Raw genomic sequence first — 14,792 nt, 5'->3', positions numbered from 1 at the left:
CCCCGCTCCTCGCCGAGGGCGTCGGCCCGTCAGTGGGAGCGGCGGGTGACGAGCTCGGCCAGGGCGAGCAGGTCGTCCGCCTCGGAGGGGTCGGGGATGGCCTCGGCGAGGTGGGCGATGGCCGAGGCCATCCGCTCGCAGGACTCGCCCTGGGCCCAGCTGCGGCCCCCGGCCTGCTCCACCGCGGCTGCGGCCCGCTGCAGTTCGACGGCGTCGAGCGGGCGGTCCAGTGCGTAGAGCGCGGCGAGCTCGGCCGCCGCCTCGGTGCCGGAGCAGAGCGCGTACACCACCGGCAGGGACTTCTTCCGGGCGGCGAGGTCGGCGCCGACCGGCTTGCCGGTGACCGCCGGATCGCCCCAGATGCCGATCAGGTCGTCGATCAACTGGAAGGCCAGGCCGATCTCCCGCCCGAAGGCGTCCATCACGTCCGCGGCCGCCTCGCCGGCCCCGGCGTACAGGGCGCCCACGGCGCAGGCGCAGCCGAGCAGCGCGCCCGTCTTGCCCTCGGCCATGGCGAGGCACTCCGCCAGGGTGACGTCGGTGCGCTGCTCGAAGGCGCAGTCGGCCTGCTGGCCGGCGCAGAGTTCGACCACGCAGTCGGCTAGCCTGCGGACCGCCGACGGGGCGGCGGGGTGGGTGTCCTCGGCGAGGACCCGGAGGGCCAGGGAGTGCATGGCGTCGCCGGCCAGGATGGCCTCGGTGGTGCCGAACACCCGCCAGGCGGTGGGGCGGTGGCGGCGGGTGCGGTCGCGGTCGATGACGTCGTCGTGGAGCAGCGTGAAGTTGTGCACCAGCTCGACCGCGGCTGCGGCCCGGACGGCCGCGGCGGGGAGGCCGCCGGCCGCCTGGGTGGCGGCGAGCACCAGCGCCGGCCTGATCGCCTTGCCGGAGTCGGCGGCGCCGGGCGTGCCGTCCGCCTCCCACCAGCCGAAGTGGTAGCCGGCGACGCGGCGCATCGAGCCCGGCAGGGTGTCGACGGCGGCGCGCAGGCCGGGGTCGACGGCGCTGCGGGCGCGGGCGAGCACGTCGGCGGCCTCGTTCCCGTCGGTCTGGTCGCGTTCCGGCGCGAAGATCCCCATGGTGGTCCTCCCCCTCGGTGTGACGGCACGGGCGGCGGTGCGGCGCCGCCCGTGCCGTGGTGCTGTGTCCTGCCTCGTGCCGTCGTGCTCTCGTGCTCTCGTGCTCTCGTGCCGGTCCGCGTGCCGATGCGGGTGCGGGAGTGCGGATCAGCCGCGCGGGCCGTCCAGGGCGACGTTCTCCAGCACGCCCACCGCGTCGGGCACGAGGATCGCGGCGGAGTAGTAGGCGGTGACCAGGTAGGAGATGACGGCCTTCTCGTCGATGCCGGCGAAGCGCACCGACAGGCTCGGCTCGAACTCGTCCGGGATGCCGGTCTGGTGCAGGCCGATCGCGCCCTGCTTGTCCTCGCCGGTGCGCATGGCCAGGATCGAGCTGGTGCCGTCGGCGATCGGGATCTTGTCGCAGCTGAGGACCGGCACGCCGCGCCAGGCCGGCACCCGGCGGCCGTGCACCTCCACCGTGCCGGGGTACAGGCCGCGCCGGTTGCACTCGCGGCCGAACGCGGCGATCGCCCTGGGGTGGGCCAGGTAGAACCGGGTGCCGCGGCGGCGGCTGAGCAGGTCGTCCATGTCGTCGGGCGTGGGCGGGCCGGAGCGGGTCTGGATCCGCTGGCCGTGGTCCGCGTTGGTGAGCAGCCCGAACTCGGGGTTGTTGACCAGCTCGTGCTCCTGGCGCTCGCGCAGCGCCTCGACGGTGAGCCGGAGCTGGTGCTCGGTCTGGTCCATCGGCTTGTTGTAGAGGTCGGCGACCCGGGTGTGCACCCGAAGCACCGTCTGCGCGACGCTCAGCTCGTACTCGCGCGGGGCGAGTTCGTAGTCGACGAAGGTCGCCGGCAGCTCGTGCTCGCCGGTGTGGCCCGCGGACATCCCGATCGCGGCCTCGCCGTGCTTGTTCTGCGGGCGCCGACCGCCCTCGGCGAGGGCCCGGACGCGCTCGCGCAGCTCCGGTGCGGCGGCCGCGACCTGCTCGAAGGCGGCGCGGGGCAGGGCGAGCAGGGTGCCGGCCGTGGTGGCGCGCAGGCCGGCCGGCCAGCGGGCGTCCGCGTCGAGCAGCGCCTCGTCGCCCAGGTGGTCGCCGTCGGCGTGCGAGCCGAGCACGGTGGCGTCGCCGTAGCGTCCGGTGCCGTGCCGCTCGACCTTGCCGTACGCGATCAGCAGCAGTTCGCCGACCGGGTCGCCCGCGGCGGCCAGCTGCTCACCGGCCCGGAACTCCCGCTGGCCGAAGCCGGCGGCCAGGGCGGCGAGCAGGGCGTCGTCCCGGACGTCCCGCAGCAGTGGCAGCTCGCGCAGCGAGGGTGGCACGACCTCGACCCGCGAGCCGGTGCGGGCGAAGGCGACCCGGCCGCGGCCGGCCGCGTAGCTGAGCCTGCGGTTCACCCGGTACGTACCGCCGGAGACCTGCACCCAGGGGAGCATCCGCAGCAGCCAGCGCGAGCTGATCTCCTGCATCTGGGGTGCCGACTTGCTGGTGCTGGCCAGATTCCGCGCACCGGCCGTGCTCAGGCTGGACTGCTGCCGCGACTGCGACCCGCCCCCCTGCGCAGGAACACCGGTGCTGGTTTCGGTCGACATCGAGGAACCCTTCGCGCTGAGCGTGCGCACACCGGACGTGTCGCTTTGTCGAAATATGCTGACGCCCGTTCGGCCCCGTCCGCAATCACTCGTACGAGTGGTCAATTGAAACCTGCAAATAGTACGAATAGAGCACGCACTCGAAAATGCGCACCGTCGGCCGAACACCGCACCGGCGCCGCCGCGGCCCGCGGCCGTCATGAGCACGCCCATCGCCGCCGGGCCACCCGCCGCACCGCCCGGCCCGGCCGGCGCCGAATTCATCTGACCGCAACATGCCGGAACCCGACGTCACGGTCCCGTCATCGATCATCAACTAGGCTGGTGCGCGGGAATGTTGACCGATCGCCACCACAACACCCCACCCCCCGTTCGCCCGGCCCGGCCCGGGCGCTAAGGTGCCACCTCAAGAGCGCGGCAAGACGCCGGCAGGCAGGCCGCCCGACCGCGCCCTCCCACCGTTGCGCCCTTTTCCAGGGAGACCCCCGTGAGCGCCCCCGTTCGCGTCTGGCTGAACCGTACCTACGCCGAGAACGTCTTCTTCATCGACCTGTTGCGCGCCGCTCCGCGCCCGGTCGAGATCCATGCCACACACGTCGACCCGGACTCTCCGGTGCTCGCCGCCGCGGACTTCGGATCGCTCGAACCCGAAGGCCTCTCCCCCGAGGCCTATGTGGAATTCGCGTTGGAATTCTGTGCCCGGCACAGCATAGACGTCTTCCTCCCCCGGCTGGGCCAACTCGCGATATCCCTGCGCAGGCGCGACTTCGAGGCGATCGGCACCGCGCTGGTGTGCCCGTCCGCCGCGGCGATCGCCGTATTCGAGAGCAAGGCCGACGGCTACGCGGCGATGGCCGCGGCCGGCCTGCCGGTGCCGCTGTGGCGGCACGTCCGCACCGCCGACGAGCTGCTCGCCGCGGTCGAGGAGATCGAGGCGGAGGGCTCGACCGCCTGCCTCAAGCCGGCCTCGGGCGCCGGCGGCGAGGGCTTCCGGGTGCTCACCAGGGAGCCGTTCAGCCTGCGCCGGCTCGCCGGCTTCCCCGACGCGAGCGTCCAGCTCGACCAGGTGCTGAACGCCCTGGAGCAGAGCCCCGAGCCGGCCGACCTGCTGGTGATGCCGCTGCTGGAGGGCCCGGAGGTCTCGGTCGACTGCCTCACCTCCCCGGACGGCCGGCTGCTCGCCGCGGTCGGCCGGACGAAGACCCGGCGCCGCCGGACCTTCACCACCGAACCGCGGTACCTGGAGCCCACCCGCCGGCTCGTCGAGACCTTCGGGGTCTCCTACCTCTCCAACGTGCAGTACCGGCACCACCACGGCCGCCCGGTCGTGCTCGACGTCAACACCCGCCCCTCCGGCGGGCTGCACCAGCTCCGGCTCTGCGGGCTCAACCTGCCCTGGACGGCGGTGCAGCTGGCGCTCGGCGAGACCCCGTCCACCGCCTTCGCAGCCGACCTGCTCGACACCGAGTACACCCTGGTCTCCGGCATCCAGCCGGTGCTGCCGCGGCAGCGCACCCACGACTGGCAGCTCGGGGCGGCGGCCGCCGCCGTCTGACCCCCGGCCGCGGCGACGTGCGGGGACCGGCCGGTCAGCCGACCGGCCCGTCCCAGTCCAGCGTGGGCGGCAGCACGCCCTCCAGGGTGAGCAGCCAGCGCTTGGTCTCCAGCCCCTGCGGTCCGCCGCCGAACCCGCCCAGGCCGTCGGAGGCGACCACGCGGTGGCACGGCACCAGCAGGGCGAGCGGGTTGGCGCCCATCATCTGCCCGACCGTGCGGGCGGCCAGGCCGGGTTCGGCGACGTCCTCGAAGACCCCGCTGCGGGCGGCTAGTTCGCCGTAGGTGATGGTCCGCCCGTAGCCGACGTCCGCCACCAGCCGCTCCAGCACCACGCGGTGCGGCCCGGTGGCGAGGCGCCAGTCGATCGGCAGCTCCAGCACCCGCCGGCCGCCGCCGAAGTACTCGGCCAGCTGCCCGGTCACCGCCTCGACCACCCGGCGGTCGGTGCACTCCGGCGCCCCCGTGGCGGCCGCCGGGACGCCCGCGTACGAGACCGCCGCGACGCCCGTCGGGGTGACCGCCAGCCGCATCGGGCCGGTCGGCAGCGGGGTCGGCACGTCGATCCAGGACAGCGGCTCCATACCGGCGAACCTACCCCGCGGCCGGGGCCCGCAGGGGCGCCGTGTCGAAGACGACCACGGACCGCACGACCAGGCCGTCCCGCAGTTCCATCCGGTCCACGCCCTGCCAGTGCACCGCGCGGCCGTCCACGGAGGCCGCGGCCCGCCAGGCGACGAACGAGGTGTCGCCGTCGGCGGCGTCCGCGACGACCTCCAGCACGAGGCCGGGGAAGCGCGCGAGCGCTCCGGCGACCTGCTGCCGCCACGCGTCGAGCCCGCGGATCGGCTCCTCGCGTCCCGGCCACTCCAGCACGATGTCCGGCGCGCTCAGCCCGTCCAGCCCGGCCGGATCCGGTGCGGCCCAGAAGGCCGCCCAGCGCTCCACGAAGTCCCGGTGCCCATCGGCCACGGTCCACCCCCTCAGTTGCATACTCGAAGTACGTACCTTGGGTAGGTAACTTACGTACCGCTAGTATGCGTGTCAACACCGAGGCGGGAGACGGCGGATCCATGAGACGCACCCAGGCGGACCGGTCCGGGGCGACCACCCGGCAGATCGTCGACGCGGCCACCGAGCACTTCGGCACGGCCGGCTACGCCGCCACCTCGATCGACGGCATCGCCCGTACCGCGGGCCTGACCAAGGGCGCCGTCTACCACCACTTCGACGGCAAGCCCGCGCTGCTGCGCGCCGTCTTCGCCCGCGCCGAGGAGGAGCGCGCCCGCGGCCTCGCAGGGGCCGCCGCCGGCCTCGCGCCCTGGGCCGCCGTCCGGGCCGGCTGCCACGCCTTCCTCCGCGGCTGCCTCGACCCGGCAGCCCGGCGGATCCTGCTGCTCGACGGGCCCGCCGTGCTCGGCTGGGACGAGGTCCGCGCGATCGAGGCCGAGCACTCCACCGCGCTGCTCCGCCGCGGCCTCGCCGCGGCATCGCCAGGCAGCGACCCGGAGATCCGCACGCACCTGCTGCTGGGCGCGCTCTGCGAAGCGGGCATGCTGCTGGCCAGGGCGGCGGATCCGACCGCCGCCCTGGCCGCCGTCGGCGCCGAGGTCGACGCCGTGCTGGACGCGCTCGCCGCGCGCGCGGGCGCAGGCTGATCGCCGCCCCGGGCGGCGGGACCGGCACCGGTCCCGCGTCAGTCCGGCCCGGGGCGTCGGATCACAGGTGTTCGGCCAGGAACTGCGAGAGGTTCCGGCACCAGCCGGTGAGCTCCTCCCGGGACGCCTCCCGGGACGCCTCCCGGCCGCGGCAGAGCTCGTCGACCTGGGCGTCGCCGAGCCGGCTCGCGCCGGAGGACTCCAGCATGTGCGCCATCTCCCCGAGCATCGTCGACAGCCGTTGGGCGTCGTCGTGGCTCAGCATCACCAGCGCGTCGGTGTGGCCGATCGTGACAGAACCGGGCATCGCGACCTCCCGTGGGTCTCACGCCTGCCGCCAGGCGTCTACGGCCCCTCGTCCACCGTACGACCGCCGGGCGGCCCCCGGCGCGCCCAACCCGGCGCCGCCCGTCCCCGGTGATCGAACAAACCCTTTGAGGCGTCCTCGAACCATCTGGCAGGCTCTCGGCCGGTCACCCCGGGCCACCGGGACACCGCGCCGGGTGGCGCGGGTGGCGGCGCCGCCGTCCCCGGCGGGCCGGGCGGGACCGCCCGGCGGCCTTCCGCTCCCCTGCACCACGAGGTTCCTCCATGACGCACGCCCTGCAGCAGACCACGCCTCCGTTCCGGGTGCCCGGGCGGCCGGTCCCGCACCGCGGAGGCGGCGTGCGGCTGCTGTGCGCCGCGCTGGCCGCCGCCGCGGTGATCGCCGGCGGCACCGCCTGCTCCGGCTCCGGCCGGGACGCGGGCAAGGGCTACGCCGCCGCCCGGGACGAGGTCTTCGGGCCGAAGGGCTACCGGGGTCTCGGACCGGGCACCACCAAGGACGCGGCCCTGGCCGGCGGGGCCCTGCGGACGGAACCGATGTCCGCCCCGACCGGGTGCGGCCTCTTCGGGTACGCGGACGGTTCGGCTCCCGACCCGGCCGTGATCGCGGCCGAGAAGGCCGTCACGGCGAAGACCGGGAAGACCGAGGGGACCGGCGACACGGCGGGCGGGTCCGGAGCGGCCACGGATGCCCGCAAGTCGGCCGAACTCGCCCGGCAGCTCGCCGAGTCGGCCGCCGCCGTCGCCGAGGAGACGAAGCTGATCGCCGAGAGCCAGAAGGCCTTCGAGGCGGCCGGCGGAGCCAAGTTCGGCACCACCGGACAGCTCAAGCAGCTCGTCGCCCCGCCGAAGGCCCGGACCGCCGAAGGCATCGGCGCCGGCACCTCCGAGGCGGACCTGAAGAAGGCCTACCCGGACGCCGAACCCGTCGAGGGCGGGTACAGCCGCCACCTCGCCGACGCCCCGGGCTGGGAGATGGTCTTCGCCACCGCCGCCGGCAAGGTCACCGCGGTCTCCCTGTTCACCACGACGGTGAAGTGCACCTGACCGCTGCAACAAGCCCGATCAAGCATTCAGCCACACTGGGTCGGATGTCCCCGTCACGGCATCGTCTATCGCCGCCTGCGCCAGACGGTCGCTCAGCATCCCCTCGCGTTGGTGTCAGCAACTGATGTCGTTCCCCCTCGCGGCAGCGAGTGTGACCGTTCGAATTTTCAGACCGAGGGCCAGCCCCGCTGACGCGCAGCGATCAACCGGATGCCGCGAGGTCTAGCCAGCGCCGTAAATGTGCATGACTGTTTGTGTGCGGGAGGTGCGCGTTATAGAAGCCAGCTTTAAGGAGAAAGGGAAAGCCGACTCGGTCGGCCCGCAAGCGAGCCCGGGGATCCCCCTGCTCTCGCTTGCTGCACGGCAGCATGCCGAAGTGGATCCTGCTCCATCTGGTCCGCGCACTATGCGTACCCGTACGGCTCAGACCGACGTGCAGTGAACCTGCATGGATGGTCGACTGAACGGGCTCGGCAGGCTTCCGCGAAGGAGCGCATTATGGCAGTCCTTGCAATTTTTGAAGTCCCCGGCATGACCCAAGCAACCTACGAACAGGGATCGGACAGATTGACCGGCGGCCGCGGCCCCGTCAAGAGTCCGGCGGACTGGCCCGTTCCTGGTCTCATCTCGCACACTGCTGCGCCTACGCCTAACGGCTGGATCGCCATCGACATCTGGGAGTCCGAGGAAGCGTTTCAGCAGTTCGGCCAGATCATCATGCCGATTCTCGAAGAGATCGGCGCCCCGGACGTGCAACCCAAGATTTACCCGGTATTCAACCACGTGGGCGCCTGATCCCGTCCCGCACTCCTCTGCCATCGGCGGCCACGGCCAAGAGGTATAGATTAAACCGGAGGCCGGCAATGACCTCTCGACGGCGAAGGCGGATTCTGCTACAGAATTCTCGGACCGGACTTCGAGGACAGACAACGGCAAGTCATGTCCGCTGCCAGGACCAGATGCGGCGTGCCAGCCAAATGCCGGTGAGCCGGTGGAGTCCAGACCATGACAACGCCACCATCTCTGACGCGGTCCTCATCTTCGTGGGCCCGTTGTGGGCACAGCCCAGAGGCCGCGAATGATCCGAGCGGCTGCCCGGGCGCGCAACTCCCCGGCCAGACCGCATGCCTGGCCCATGTGTCCGAGAGCGACCGACACGCCTACCTAGCTGCCCTGGCTCCCGGGGATGACATCGACCACCGCGGTACCCGTTTTACCGAACCACTCCTCCGAGCCCTCCTCCACGCTCTCCTCGATCCCGTCACCGGGCAGCCAAGCATGGGTATCGCGGCGTTCGACGAGGCCACCTTCGCTGGAACTGCCAGGTTCGACAATGTGACGTTCGGCCAAGCCAGGTTCCGGCTCGCAACGTTCACCGGGCATGCCGGGTTCAGCAGGGCGGCGTCGGCCGGCATCGTGGGCTTCGGTGAGGCGACGTTCAGCAGCACTGCCTTCTTCGGCGGGGCCACGTTCGGCGGTGACGCCTGGTTCGGTGGCGCGGCTTTCGGCGGGCATGCCTGGTTCGGTGGAGTGACGTTCACAGGCAACGCCGGGTTCGGCGAGGCGATGTTCAGAGGTACCGCCGGGTTCGGCAGGACCATGTTCACTGGTGCCGCCGGATTCACCAGGACGACGTTCACCGGGCATGCCGGGTTCGGCGAAGCCACGTTCACGGGCCCCGCCGAGTTCGGCGACGCGAGGTTTGCCGGCGACGCCGGGTTCGCCAGGACGACGTTCACTGGCCCTACCTGCTTCGGCGGTGCGGCAGTCGCCGGCACCGCCACGTTCAGCGGGGCGATCTTCTTGGCAAACGTTCCGCTGCTCGGTCCGCTCGTGTGCGGGGAGACGGTTGATGTCTCCGGCGCGCTGTTCGAGGCGCCAGTGACGATGGAAGTCGCGGCACAGCATTTGAGCTGCGCGCGGACACGTTGGAAGTCGACAGCCACCCTGCGGCTGCGCTACGCCACCGTCGACCTCACTGACGCTGTGCTGTCGTCCCCGGTTGCCGTCACGGCCATGCCGGCCCCGTTCTCCACCACAGCAGGTAAAGCATCAGACGAGGGCATGCTGTGCGGCCACGACCCCGACGTGCGGGTGGTATCCATCCGAGGAGTGGACGCTGCGCATCTGGTCCTGGCTGGGACCGACCTGTCGGCTTGCCTCTTCGTCGGTACCTTCCATCTCGATCAGCTCCGCCTGGAAGGCCGTTGCACCTTCGCTCGCACTCCGAGCGGTATCCACTGGCGTCACAAGATCTGGCCGTGCCGGTGGGCCCGCCGACGCACCGTGGCCGAAGAGCACCACTGGCGCGCGCTGATGGCTGGCAACCCGGCCCCGCCGCGTGGATGGCAGAGCAGTCCGCATCATCCCGATCCCGGTCTCGCCCCTGGGCTGGACGATGTGGCCGCGATCTATCGGCAGCTGCGCAAGACATTCGAGGATGGCAAGAACGAGCCCGGCGCAGCGGACTTCTACTACGGCGAGATGGAGATGCGCCGCCATAATCGGGCCGGGACACCCGCCGGTGAACGAGGACTGCTGTGGGCCTACTGGCTGATCTCCGGCTACGGACTGCGCGCTTCCCGTGCCCTAGCCTGTCTGGGGGTGGCCATGGCCGTCACTGTACTGACGCTTGTCCTGTGGGGATTGCCCACGAATGCCCCCATGCCTCACAGCGTCGGCAGCCTCACCGGGGGCACCATCGCCCTGACCACCGAAAGCCCCGACCCCGTGCTCACCGGCCCCATGTACCAGCGCCTGACTGCCCAGCGGGCGGAGAGCGCTGCCCGCGTCGTCGTGAACTCGGTGGTCTTTCGTTCCTCGGGCCAGTACCTCACCACCACAGGCACCTTCATCGAGATGGCGTCCCGGATCCTCGAACCAGTCCTTCTTGCCCTCGCCGTCCTCGCCGTCCGGAGTCGCGTCAAGCGGTAGCGCAGCTCCGACTTCCCGCGGCTCCCACCTGGCCGTGTCCCGCGTCAAGCAGTTGGCGGGTTTTCGGGTTCGGGAAAGTTGGGGACGAGCGGGTCCGCGAGGCCGGTGTGCACGTCGTGGGGTCGGTTCCGGGTGAGGGCCTCGTGGGGCCGGACGGTGTTGTACTCGCGCCGGTAGTCCTCGGCGTGGCGGACCAGGTCGAGGGCGTCGGGGATCTCTTCCAGGAACAGCGCCTCGTATTTCAGCGAGCCGAAGCCGCGCTCGCGTGAGCCGTTCTGGCCCGGGGTGCGGACCCGGGTGCGGACGTGCCGCAGTTCGGGGCGGGTGGCGATGAACGCCTCGAATCGGAACGAACGGAACGGTCCGCCGTTGTCGGTGACGATGGTGACCAGCGGCAGCACGGTGCCGTCCGCGTCGCGCGGGGCGAGCTCGGCCAGCGGCTTTCCCGACAGCAACTCCGCTTCCCTCAAGACGAGTTCGATCGCAGCGATCGCGTCGTGCTGGTTCGCGGTGGGCGAGACGTGCCGGCCGAGCTCGTACTTCGACCAGTAGTCCCGGCAGCCCGCGAGCCGCCGGGTCCGCCCGGGGCGGTCTCGAACTCGGAGAATTCCAGCTGCCGGACCTGGTTCGGGCCGGTCGGCTCGGTCGCGAAGGCGGCCTTGCGGCGAGCGGCGAGCTGCCGCCGTTCCCGCTGGTAGTTCGCCTCCAGCAGCCGGCCCTCGTCCCGCAGCAGTCGCAGCACGGTGACCTGCGATGCGCGAGCGCGTGCCGGCGTGCGGCTTGCCGGACGCCCTCGCGGGCCGGGCGCGGCCACGGACCTCTGGTCTGCGCTCCATGGCGGGCGCGGTACTGGTGGCGGCGCCAGGTCCGCTCGGGCACGCCGATCAGGCGGCAGAACCTCGCGGTCGGCATGCCCGCCTCGGTGCGGATCACCTCGAGGTCCTCGAAGGGCCCAGCCGGCCCTCCGCGGACTTCTTCCACACCCGCAACTCGACTGCGGCCTCACCCAGTGCCTGGGTCAAGTCCGCCACCTGGGCCTCGAGTTGCTGTTCCCGGGTGCTGGGGCCGGACTTGCCGGCGAGGCCAGCCCGGCCGGACTCCAGGAACTGGCGCTTCCAGGTCCCGATCGGCTGCTCGGACACCTTCGCCCGTCGCACGGCCTCGGCGACGGTCATCACCGGCCAGGATCGACAGCACGATCCGGACCTTCTCCTCCGGCGGGAGCGCCGGTGGTCTCACCATGATCGGTCAGACTCCTTCAAGCAACAGGACCTGCAAGAAACGAGTCCTGCCACAAAGTCTGACGCGCGACATGATCGCCACCGCGACCAAGAAGGTGTCCGCGGCCACCGCCAAGGAGTCTCACCTGGTGCTGCGAACCGCGCTGTCGGCGGCAGTGCGGGACGAGCTGATCACGCGCAACGTGGCCAAGCTGGTGCAGGCACCGCGCGTTCAGTACCGCGAGACCCGGCCGTGGAGCCTCGGCGACACCCTGCTGTTCCTGGAGGGGGCCCGCACCGACCCGCTGTACCCGGCGTTCGTCCTGGCCGTGGCGCTCGGCCTGCGGCGCGGCGAGATCCTGGGACTGCACTGGCGCGACATCGACCTGGAGAAGCGAACCCTGACAGTCCGCCAGCAACTCCAGCGGATCGGCGGCGAGCTGTACGCGGACAGCCCGAAGTCCCGGCGGATGCGGGTGATCCCGCTGCCCCTGATGTGCGTGGCGCCGCTGCGGTGGCAGCGGATGCGGCAGGCCGAGCAGCGGCGCCGACGCCTGGCCGACGGGCAAGGCTGGCAGGTGTCGGGCTTCGTGTTCACCACTTCAAGCGGGCGGCCGGTGGAGCCGCGGAACCTCAGTCGGTCGTTCACCCGGATCTCGGCGGCCGAGGCACTGCCGCCGGTCCGGTTGCACGACACCCGGCACGGCTGCGCGCCCCTGCTCGCCGCGGCTGGCGTGCAGCCGCGGGACCTGATGGCGATCCTCGGGCACAGCCAGATCGCGGTCACGATGGAGATCTACGCGCATGTGGTGCAGGCGAACCAGCGGGAGGCCATGAGCCACATGGACCGGCTGTTGAAGCGCCGGCGCCCCCGCCCGCTGATGTCACTTTGAGATGTCGAAAGGCCCCGGACCGTCGCCGGTCCGGGGCCTTTCGCGTTCGGCAGGCCGTTGACCTGCCGATATGGGCGAGCCCCCTGTCGGGTTCGAACCGACGACCCCCGCTTTACAAGAGCGGTGCTCTGGCCAGCTGAGCTAAGGAGGCACGGTGACCGTCAGCGGCAAACCACTGCGGTACCACGGGCAGTGTAGCGGGCCGGTGCCGGGCGGCGCCGTCGGTTTTGGCCGGTGGGGCGGTGTGCCGGGCGGGCGATTTGCGCGATGTGTCCTGGTTGTGATCGGACCGATGCCGAATTCGGCCACCGGCGGGGGCTGACAAGCCGATGAACGTCCGGGTACGGTCGCGGAGGGACCGGCCCCCGTTCGACTCCTGAACGCGGCGACCCGGTACCGACAATCCAGCCTTTACTCGGATCGTCCGGCACGTTCCTGCCGGTGAAGGAGAGCACAGCCATGGCTTCTGTCACGTTCGACAAGGCGACCCGCCTGTACCCCGGCGGCAACAAGCCCGCCGTCGACGCCCTGGACCTGCACGTCGAGGACGGCGAGTTCCTCGTCCTGGTCGGCCCGTCCGGCTGCGGCAAGTCGACCAGCCTCCGCATGCTGGCCGGTCTGGAGGACGTCAACGGCGGCGCCATCCGCATCGGCGACCGCGACGTCACCCACCTGCCGCCGAAGGACCGGGACATCGCGATGGTGTTCCAGAACTACGCGCTGTACCCGCACATGACCGTCGCCGACAACATGGGCTTCGCCCTGAAGATCGCGGGCGTGTCGAAGGCCGAGATCCGCCAGAAGGTGGAGGAGGCCGCGAAGATCCTCGACCTCACCCAGTACCTGGACCGCAAGCCGAAGGCGCTCTCCGGCGGTCAGCGCCAGCGCGTCGCCATGGGCCGCGCGATCGTCCGCGAGCCGCAGGTCTTCCTCATGGACGAGCCGCTGTCCAACCTGGACGCCAAGCTCCGCGTCTCCACCCGTACCCAGATCGCCGGCCTGCAGCGCCGCCTGGGCATCACCACGGTCTACGTCACCCACGACCAGACCGAGGCCATGACCATGGGCGACCGCGTCGCGGTGCTCAAGGACGGTCTGCTGCAGCAGGTCGACTCCCCCCGCCACATGTACGACAAGCCCGCCAACGTCTTCGTGGCCGGCTTCATCGGCTCGCCGGCGATGAACCTCGTCGAGGTCCCGCTGGTCGACGGCGGCGTGAAGTTCGGCGGCTCGGTCATCAACATCTCCCGCGAGGACCTGGCCGGCGCCGGCACCGACAAGACCGTCACGGTCGGCATCCGCCCGGAGCACTTCGAGATCGTCTCCGGCGGCGGCATCGAGGGCGTCGCGGTCACCGTCAACGTGGTCGAGGAGCTCGGCGCGGACGGCTACGTCTACGGCACCACCAAGATCGGCGGCGACGACACCGACATCGTCGTGCGCGTCCACGGCCGTCAGGTCCCGCAGAAGGGCGAGACGATCCACGTGGTCCCGACCGGCGGCGAGACCCACGTCTTCTCGACCAGCACGGGCCTGCGCCTGAGCAAGTGAGCCGACGGCCCGGGTGACCGGGCCGCACGCCCACCGCAGCACGACCGGAGCCCCGGCGGACACCGTTCCGCCGGGGCTCCGGCGCGTCCGGCGGCCTCCGGGGAGGTCCCGGCGGCGGGCGCGCGGCCCCGACCACCCGTCCGGCCGCCCGCCCGTCAACCACGCGACGGAACAAATCAGGACACCGGTCACTCATTGGTGTAACGGAGCGCGACCTTTCGGCGACTCGTCGCTACGCTCCTGTGGCGTGAAGCAGCTCCTACGCCGTATCGGCCAGACCGTGGCCCTCACCCTGCCGGTGATCCTGGTGACCACCGGCACTCTCGCCGTGACCCGGGTTCCGTGGGCTCCTCCGACGGGCCTCGACCAGCAGGTGGTCGCGGCGTCCAGCAGCGACGGCAGCATCGGCCGCACCTCCGCCGGTTCCGCCGACAGCCCGCGCGACGCCCTCCGCACCGACCTGCTCAACGAGCTCGACGCGCACAACCCGGGCACCGCGCTGGACCTGCTGGAGCGCACCATGCGCGAGAAGCCCTCGCTGACGCCGTACTGCACCGAGCTCGCCTCGGAGCTCGGCCGGGCCGCCGTCCGCAAGTACCAGGGCGACGTGCAGCGGGCCCGTTCCTTCGCCCGCCCGGTCTGCGACGGCTCCTTCGCCGCCGGCGTCACCGCCTGACCGTCACCCGACCCGCACCACCGGCACCACCGGCACCACCGGCACCACCGGAACCGGCACCGCCGGGGAGCGCCCCCGGCCCTGCACCCCGGCCCCGTCCGACCCCCCGCGAGCGCCGCGCCCTCCCGTACCGACGGGCGCGGCGCTCGCGGCGTCTCCCTGCATCTCCCCGCGTCTCCCTGCGCGGCAGTGAGACGCCGCCGGCGCGTCGGAACGCCCGGGCCCGGCGGCACGTTCGGGTGCAGTGGCGCCGAACCCGTGGGGCGCGCTCCGCGCGGACC

At 71.9% G+C, this 14,792-nt stretch carries 14 protein-coding genes, 1 tRNA gene and 1 pseudogene; 8 read left to right on the top strand and 8 right to left on the bottom strand.

All coding sequences use genetic code 11. The features are described 5' to 3' along the window. Nucleotides 1-29: 29 nt before the first annotated feature. Nucleotides 30-1,079: a family 2 encapsulin nanocompartment cargo protein polyprenyl transferase gene (locus tag IE98_RS0110610; protein WP_030267782.1), complete on the bottom strand. Its 1,050-nt coding sequence runs from the start codon at nucleotides 1,077-1,079 to the stop codon at nucleotides 30-32. Nucleotides 1,080-1,226: 147 nt separating this feature from the next. Next, nucleotides 1,227-2,651 (bottom strand): family 2B encapsulin nanocompartment shell protein, encoded by a 1,425-nt coding sequence (locus tag IE98_RS0110605; protein WP_078660921.1) that lies wholly within the window; start codon nucleotides 2,649-2,651, stop codon nucleotides 1,227-1,229. Nucleotides 2,652-3,138: 487 nt separating this feature from the next. Between IE98_RS0110605 and IE98_RS0110600 the strand changes: the two genes are divergently transcribed. Next, nucleotides 3,139-4,206 carry an ATP-grasp domain-containing protein gene (locus IE98_RS0110600; RefSeq protein WP_052390382.1) on the top strand — a complete coding sequence of 356 codons (1,068 nt, stop codon included), beginning with the start codon at nucleotides 3,139-3,141 and terminating at the stop codon, nucleotides 4,204-4,206. Nucleotides 4,207-4,240: 34 nt separating this feature from the next. On the opposite strand, the gene IE98_RS0110595 is transcribed toward IE98_RS0110600, so the two are convergent. Both IE98_RS0110595 and IE98_RS0110590 read right to left on the bottom strand, forming a co-directional pair. Continuing rightward, entirely contained in the window at nucleotides 4,241-4,789 is a 549-nt protein-coding gene (locus IE98_RS0110595; protein WP_030267778.1) for a methylated-DNA--[protein]-cysteine S-methyltransferase, read from the bottom strand. 10 nt (nucleotides 4,790-4,799) lie between these two features. Next, nucleotides 4,800-5,177, bottom strand: coding sequence for a nuclear transport factor 2 family protein (locus IE98_RS0110590; RefSeq protein WP_052390381.1), 378 nt, complete (start codon nucleotides 5,175-5,177; stop codon nucleotides 4,800-4,802). Between the two features lie 101 nt (nucleotides 5,178-5,278). Between IE98_RS0110590 and IE98_RS0110585 the strand changes: the two genes are divergently transcribed. After that, the gene (locus IE98_RS0110585; protein ID WP_030267775.1) at nucleotides 5,279-5,863 is read left to right on the top strand and encodes a TetR/AcrR family transcriptional regulator; all 585 of its coding nucleotides are present in this window, start codon (nucleotides 5,279-5,281) and stop codon (nucleotides 5,861-5,863) included. Between the two features lie 61 nt (nucleotides 5,864-5,924). Here IE98_RS0110585 and IE98_RS0110580 read toward each other — a convergent pair whose 3' ends face one another. Then, nucleotides 5,925-6,170 carry a hypothetical protein gene (locus IE98_RS0110580; RefSeq protein ID WP_030267774.1) on the bottom strand — a complete coding sequence of 82 codons (246 nt, stop codon included), beginning with the start codon at nucleotides 6,168-6,170 and terminating at the stop codon, nucleotides 5,925-5,927. Nucleotides 6,171-6,454: 284 nt separating this feature from the next. Here IE98_RS0110580 and IE98_RS0110575 point away from each other — a divergent pair, with 284 nt between their 5' ends. From IE98_RS0110575 to IE98_RS0110565, 3 genes are all read left to right on the top strand, one after another. Continuing rightward, a complete protein-coding gene (locus IE98_RS0110575; protein ID WP_052390380.1) occupies nucleotides 6,455-7,237 on the top strand; it encodes a hypothetical protein in 783 nt (260 codons plus the stop codon). Between the two features lie 498 nt (nucleotides 7,238-7,735). Continuing rightward, nucleotides 7,736-8,032, top strand: a complete 297-nt coding sequence (locus IE98_RS0110570) for a hypothetical protein (RefSeq protein ID WP_030267772.1) — start codon at nucleotides 7,736-7,738, stop codon at nucleotides 8,030-8,032. Between the two features lie 483 nt (nucleotides 8,033-8,515). Next, nucleotides 8,516-10,171, top strand: coding sequence for a pentapeptide repeat-containing protein (locus IE98_RS0110565; protein WP_234443488.1), 1,656 nt, complete (start codon nucleotides 8,516-8,518; stop codon nucleotides 10,169-10,171). Nucleotides 10,172-10,215: 44 nt separating this feature from the next. Here IE98_RS0110565 and IE98_RS50050 read toward each other — a convergent pair whose 3' ends face one another. Then, nucleotides 10,216-10,626 carry an integrase core domain-containing protein gene (locus IE98_RS50050; RefSeq protein ID WP_199922894.1) on the bottom strand — a complete coding sequence of 137 codons (411 nt, stop codon included), beginning with the start codon at nucleotides 10,624-10,626 and terminating at the stop codon, nucleotides 10,216-10,218. A gap of 474 nt (nucleotides 10,627-11,100) precedes the next feature. Further along, complete coding sequence (locus IE98_RS42280; RefSeq protein ID WP_234443487.1) at nucleotides 11,101-11,346, bottom strand: helix-turn-helix domain-containing protein; 246 nt, start codon at nucleotides 11,344-11,346, stop codon at nucleotides 11,101-11,103. Nucleotides 11,347-11,504: 158 nt separating this feature from the next. Between IE98_RS42280 and IE98_RS0110550 the strand changes: the two are divergent. Next, nucleotides 11,505-12,284, top strand: a pseudogene (locus tag IE98_RS0110550) (tyrosine-type recombinase/integrase); the annotation flags it as partial. A 77-nt stretch (nucleotides 12,285-12,361) separates the two neighbouring features. On the opposite strand, the gene IE98_RS0110545 reads toward IE98_RS0110550, so the two are convergent. After that, nucleotides 12,362-12,435: transfer RNA gene (locus IE98_RS0110545), tRNA-Thr, on the bottom strand. A gap of 308 nt (nucleotides 12,436-12,743) precedes the next feature. Between IE98_RS0110545 and IE98_RS0110540 the strand changes: the two genes are divergently transcribed. Together IE98_RS0110540 and IE98_RS0110535 are read left to right on the top strand one after the other, a co-directional pair. Continuing rightward, nucleotides 12,744-13,835, top strand: a complete 1,092-nt coding sequence (locus IE98_RS0110540; protein ID WP_030267768.1) for an ABC transporter ATP-binding protein — start codon at nucleotides 12,744-12,746, stop codon at nucleotides 13,833-13,835. 247 nt (nucleotides 13,836-14,082) lie between these two features. After that, nucleotides 14,083-14,511 (top strand): hypothetical protein, encoded by a 429-nt coding sequence (locus tag IE98_RS0110535; RefSeq protein WP_030267767.1) that lies wholly within the window; start codon nucleotides 14,083-14,085, stop codon nucleotides 14,509-14,511. Nucleotides 14,512-14,792: the final 281 nt, after the last annotated feature.

It is taken from the genome of Streptomyces sp. NRRL B-24484 (assembly GCF_000717715.1).
Taxonomy (GTDB): Bacteria; Actinomycetota; Actinomycetes; order Streptomycetales; family Streptomycetaceae; genus Kitasatospora.
Note: the sequence above shows the minus strand (reverse complement) of the source record. Positions and strands in the feature narration are given on the sequence as shown.

Coding starts and splice junctions, on each gene's coding strand:
- IE98_RS0110610 (WP_030267782.1), bottom strand. CDS start 1,079: ATGGGGATCTTCGCGCCGGAACGCGACCAGACCGACGGGAACGAGGCC.
- IE98_RS0110605 (WP_078660921.1), bottom strand. CDS start 2,651: ATGTCGACCGAAACCAGCACCGGTGTTCCTGCGCAGGGGGGCGGGTCG.
- IE98_RS0110595 (WP_030267778.1), bottom strand. CDS start 4,789: ATGGAGCCGCTGTCCTGGATCGACGTGCCGACCCCGCTGCCGACCGGC.
- IE98_RS0110585 (WP_030267775.1), top strand. CDS start 5,279: ATGAGACGCACCCAGGCGGACCGGTCCGGGGCGACCACCCGGCAGATC.
- IE98_RS0110580 (WP_030267774.1), bottom strand. CDS start 6,170: ATGCCCGGTTCTGTCACGATCGGCCACACCGACGCGCTGGTGATGCTG.
- IE98_RS0110575 (WP_052390380.1), top strand. CDS start 6,455: ATGACGCACGCCCTGCAGCAGACCACGCCTCCGTTCCGGGTGCCCGGG.
- IE98_RS0110570 (WP_030267772.1), top strand. CDS start 7,736: ATGGCAGTCCTTGCAATTTTTGAAGTCCCCGGCATGACCCAAGCAACC.
- IE98_RS0110565 (WP_234443488.1), top strand. CDS start 8,516: ATGGGTATCGCGGCGTTCGACGAGGCCACCTTCGCTGGAACTGCCAGG.
- IE98_RS42280 (WP_234443487.1), bottom strand. CDS start 11,346: ATGACCGTCGCCGAGGCCGTGCGACGGGCGAAGGTGTCCGAGCAGCCG.
- IE98_RS0110540 (WP_030267768.1), top strand. CDS start 12,744: ATGGCTTCTGTCACGTTCGACAAGGCGACCCGCCTGTACCCCGGCGGC.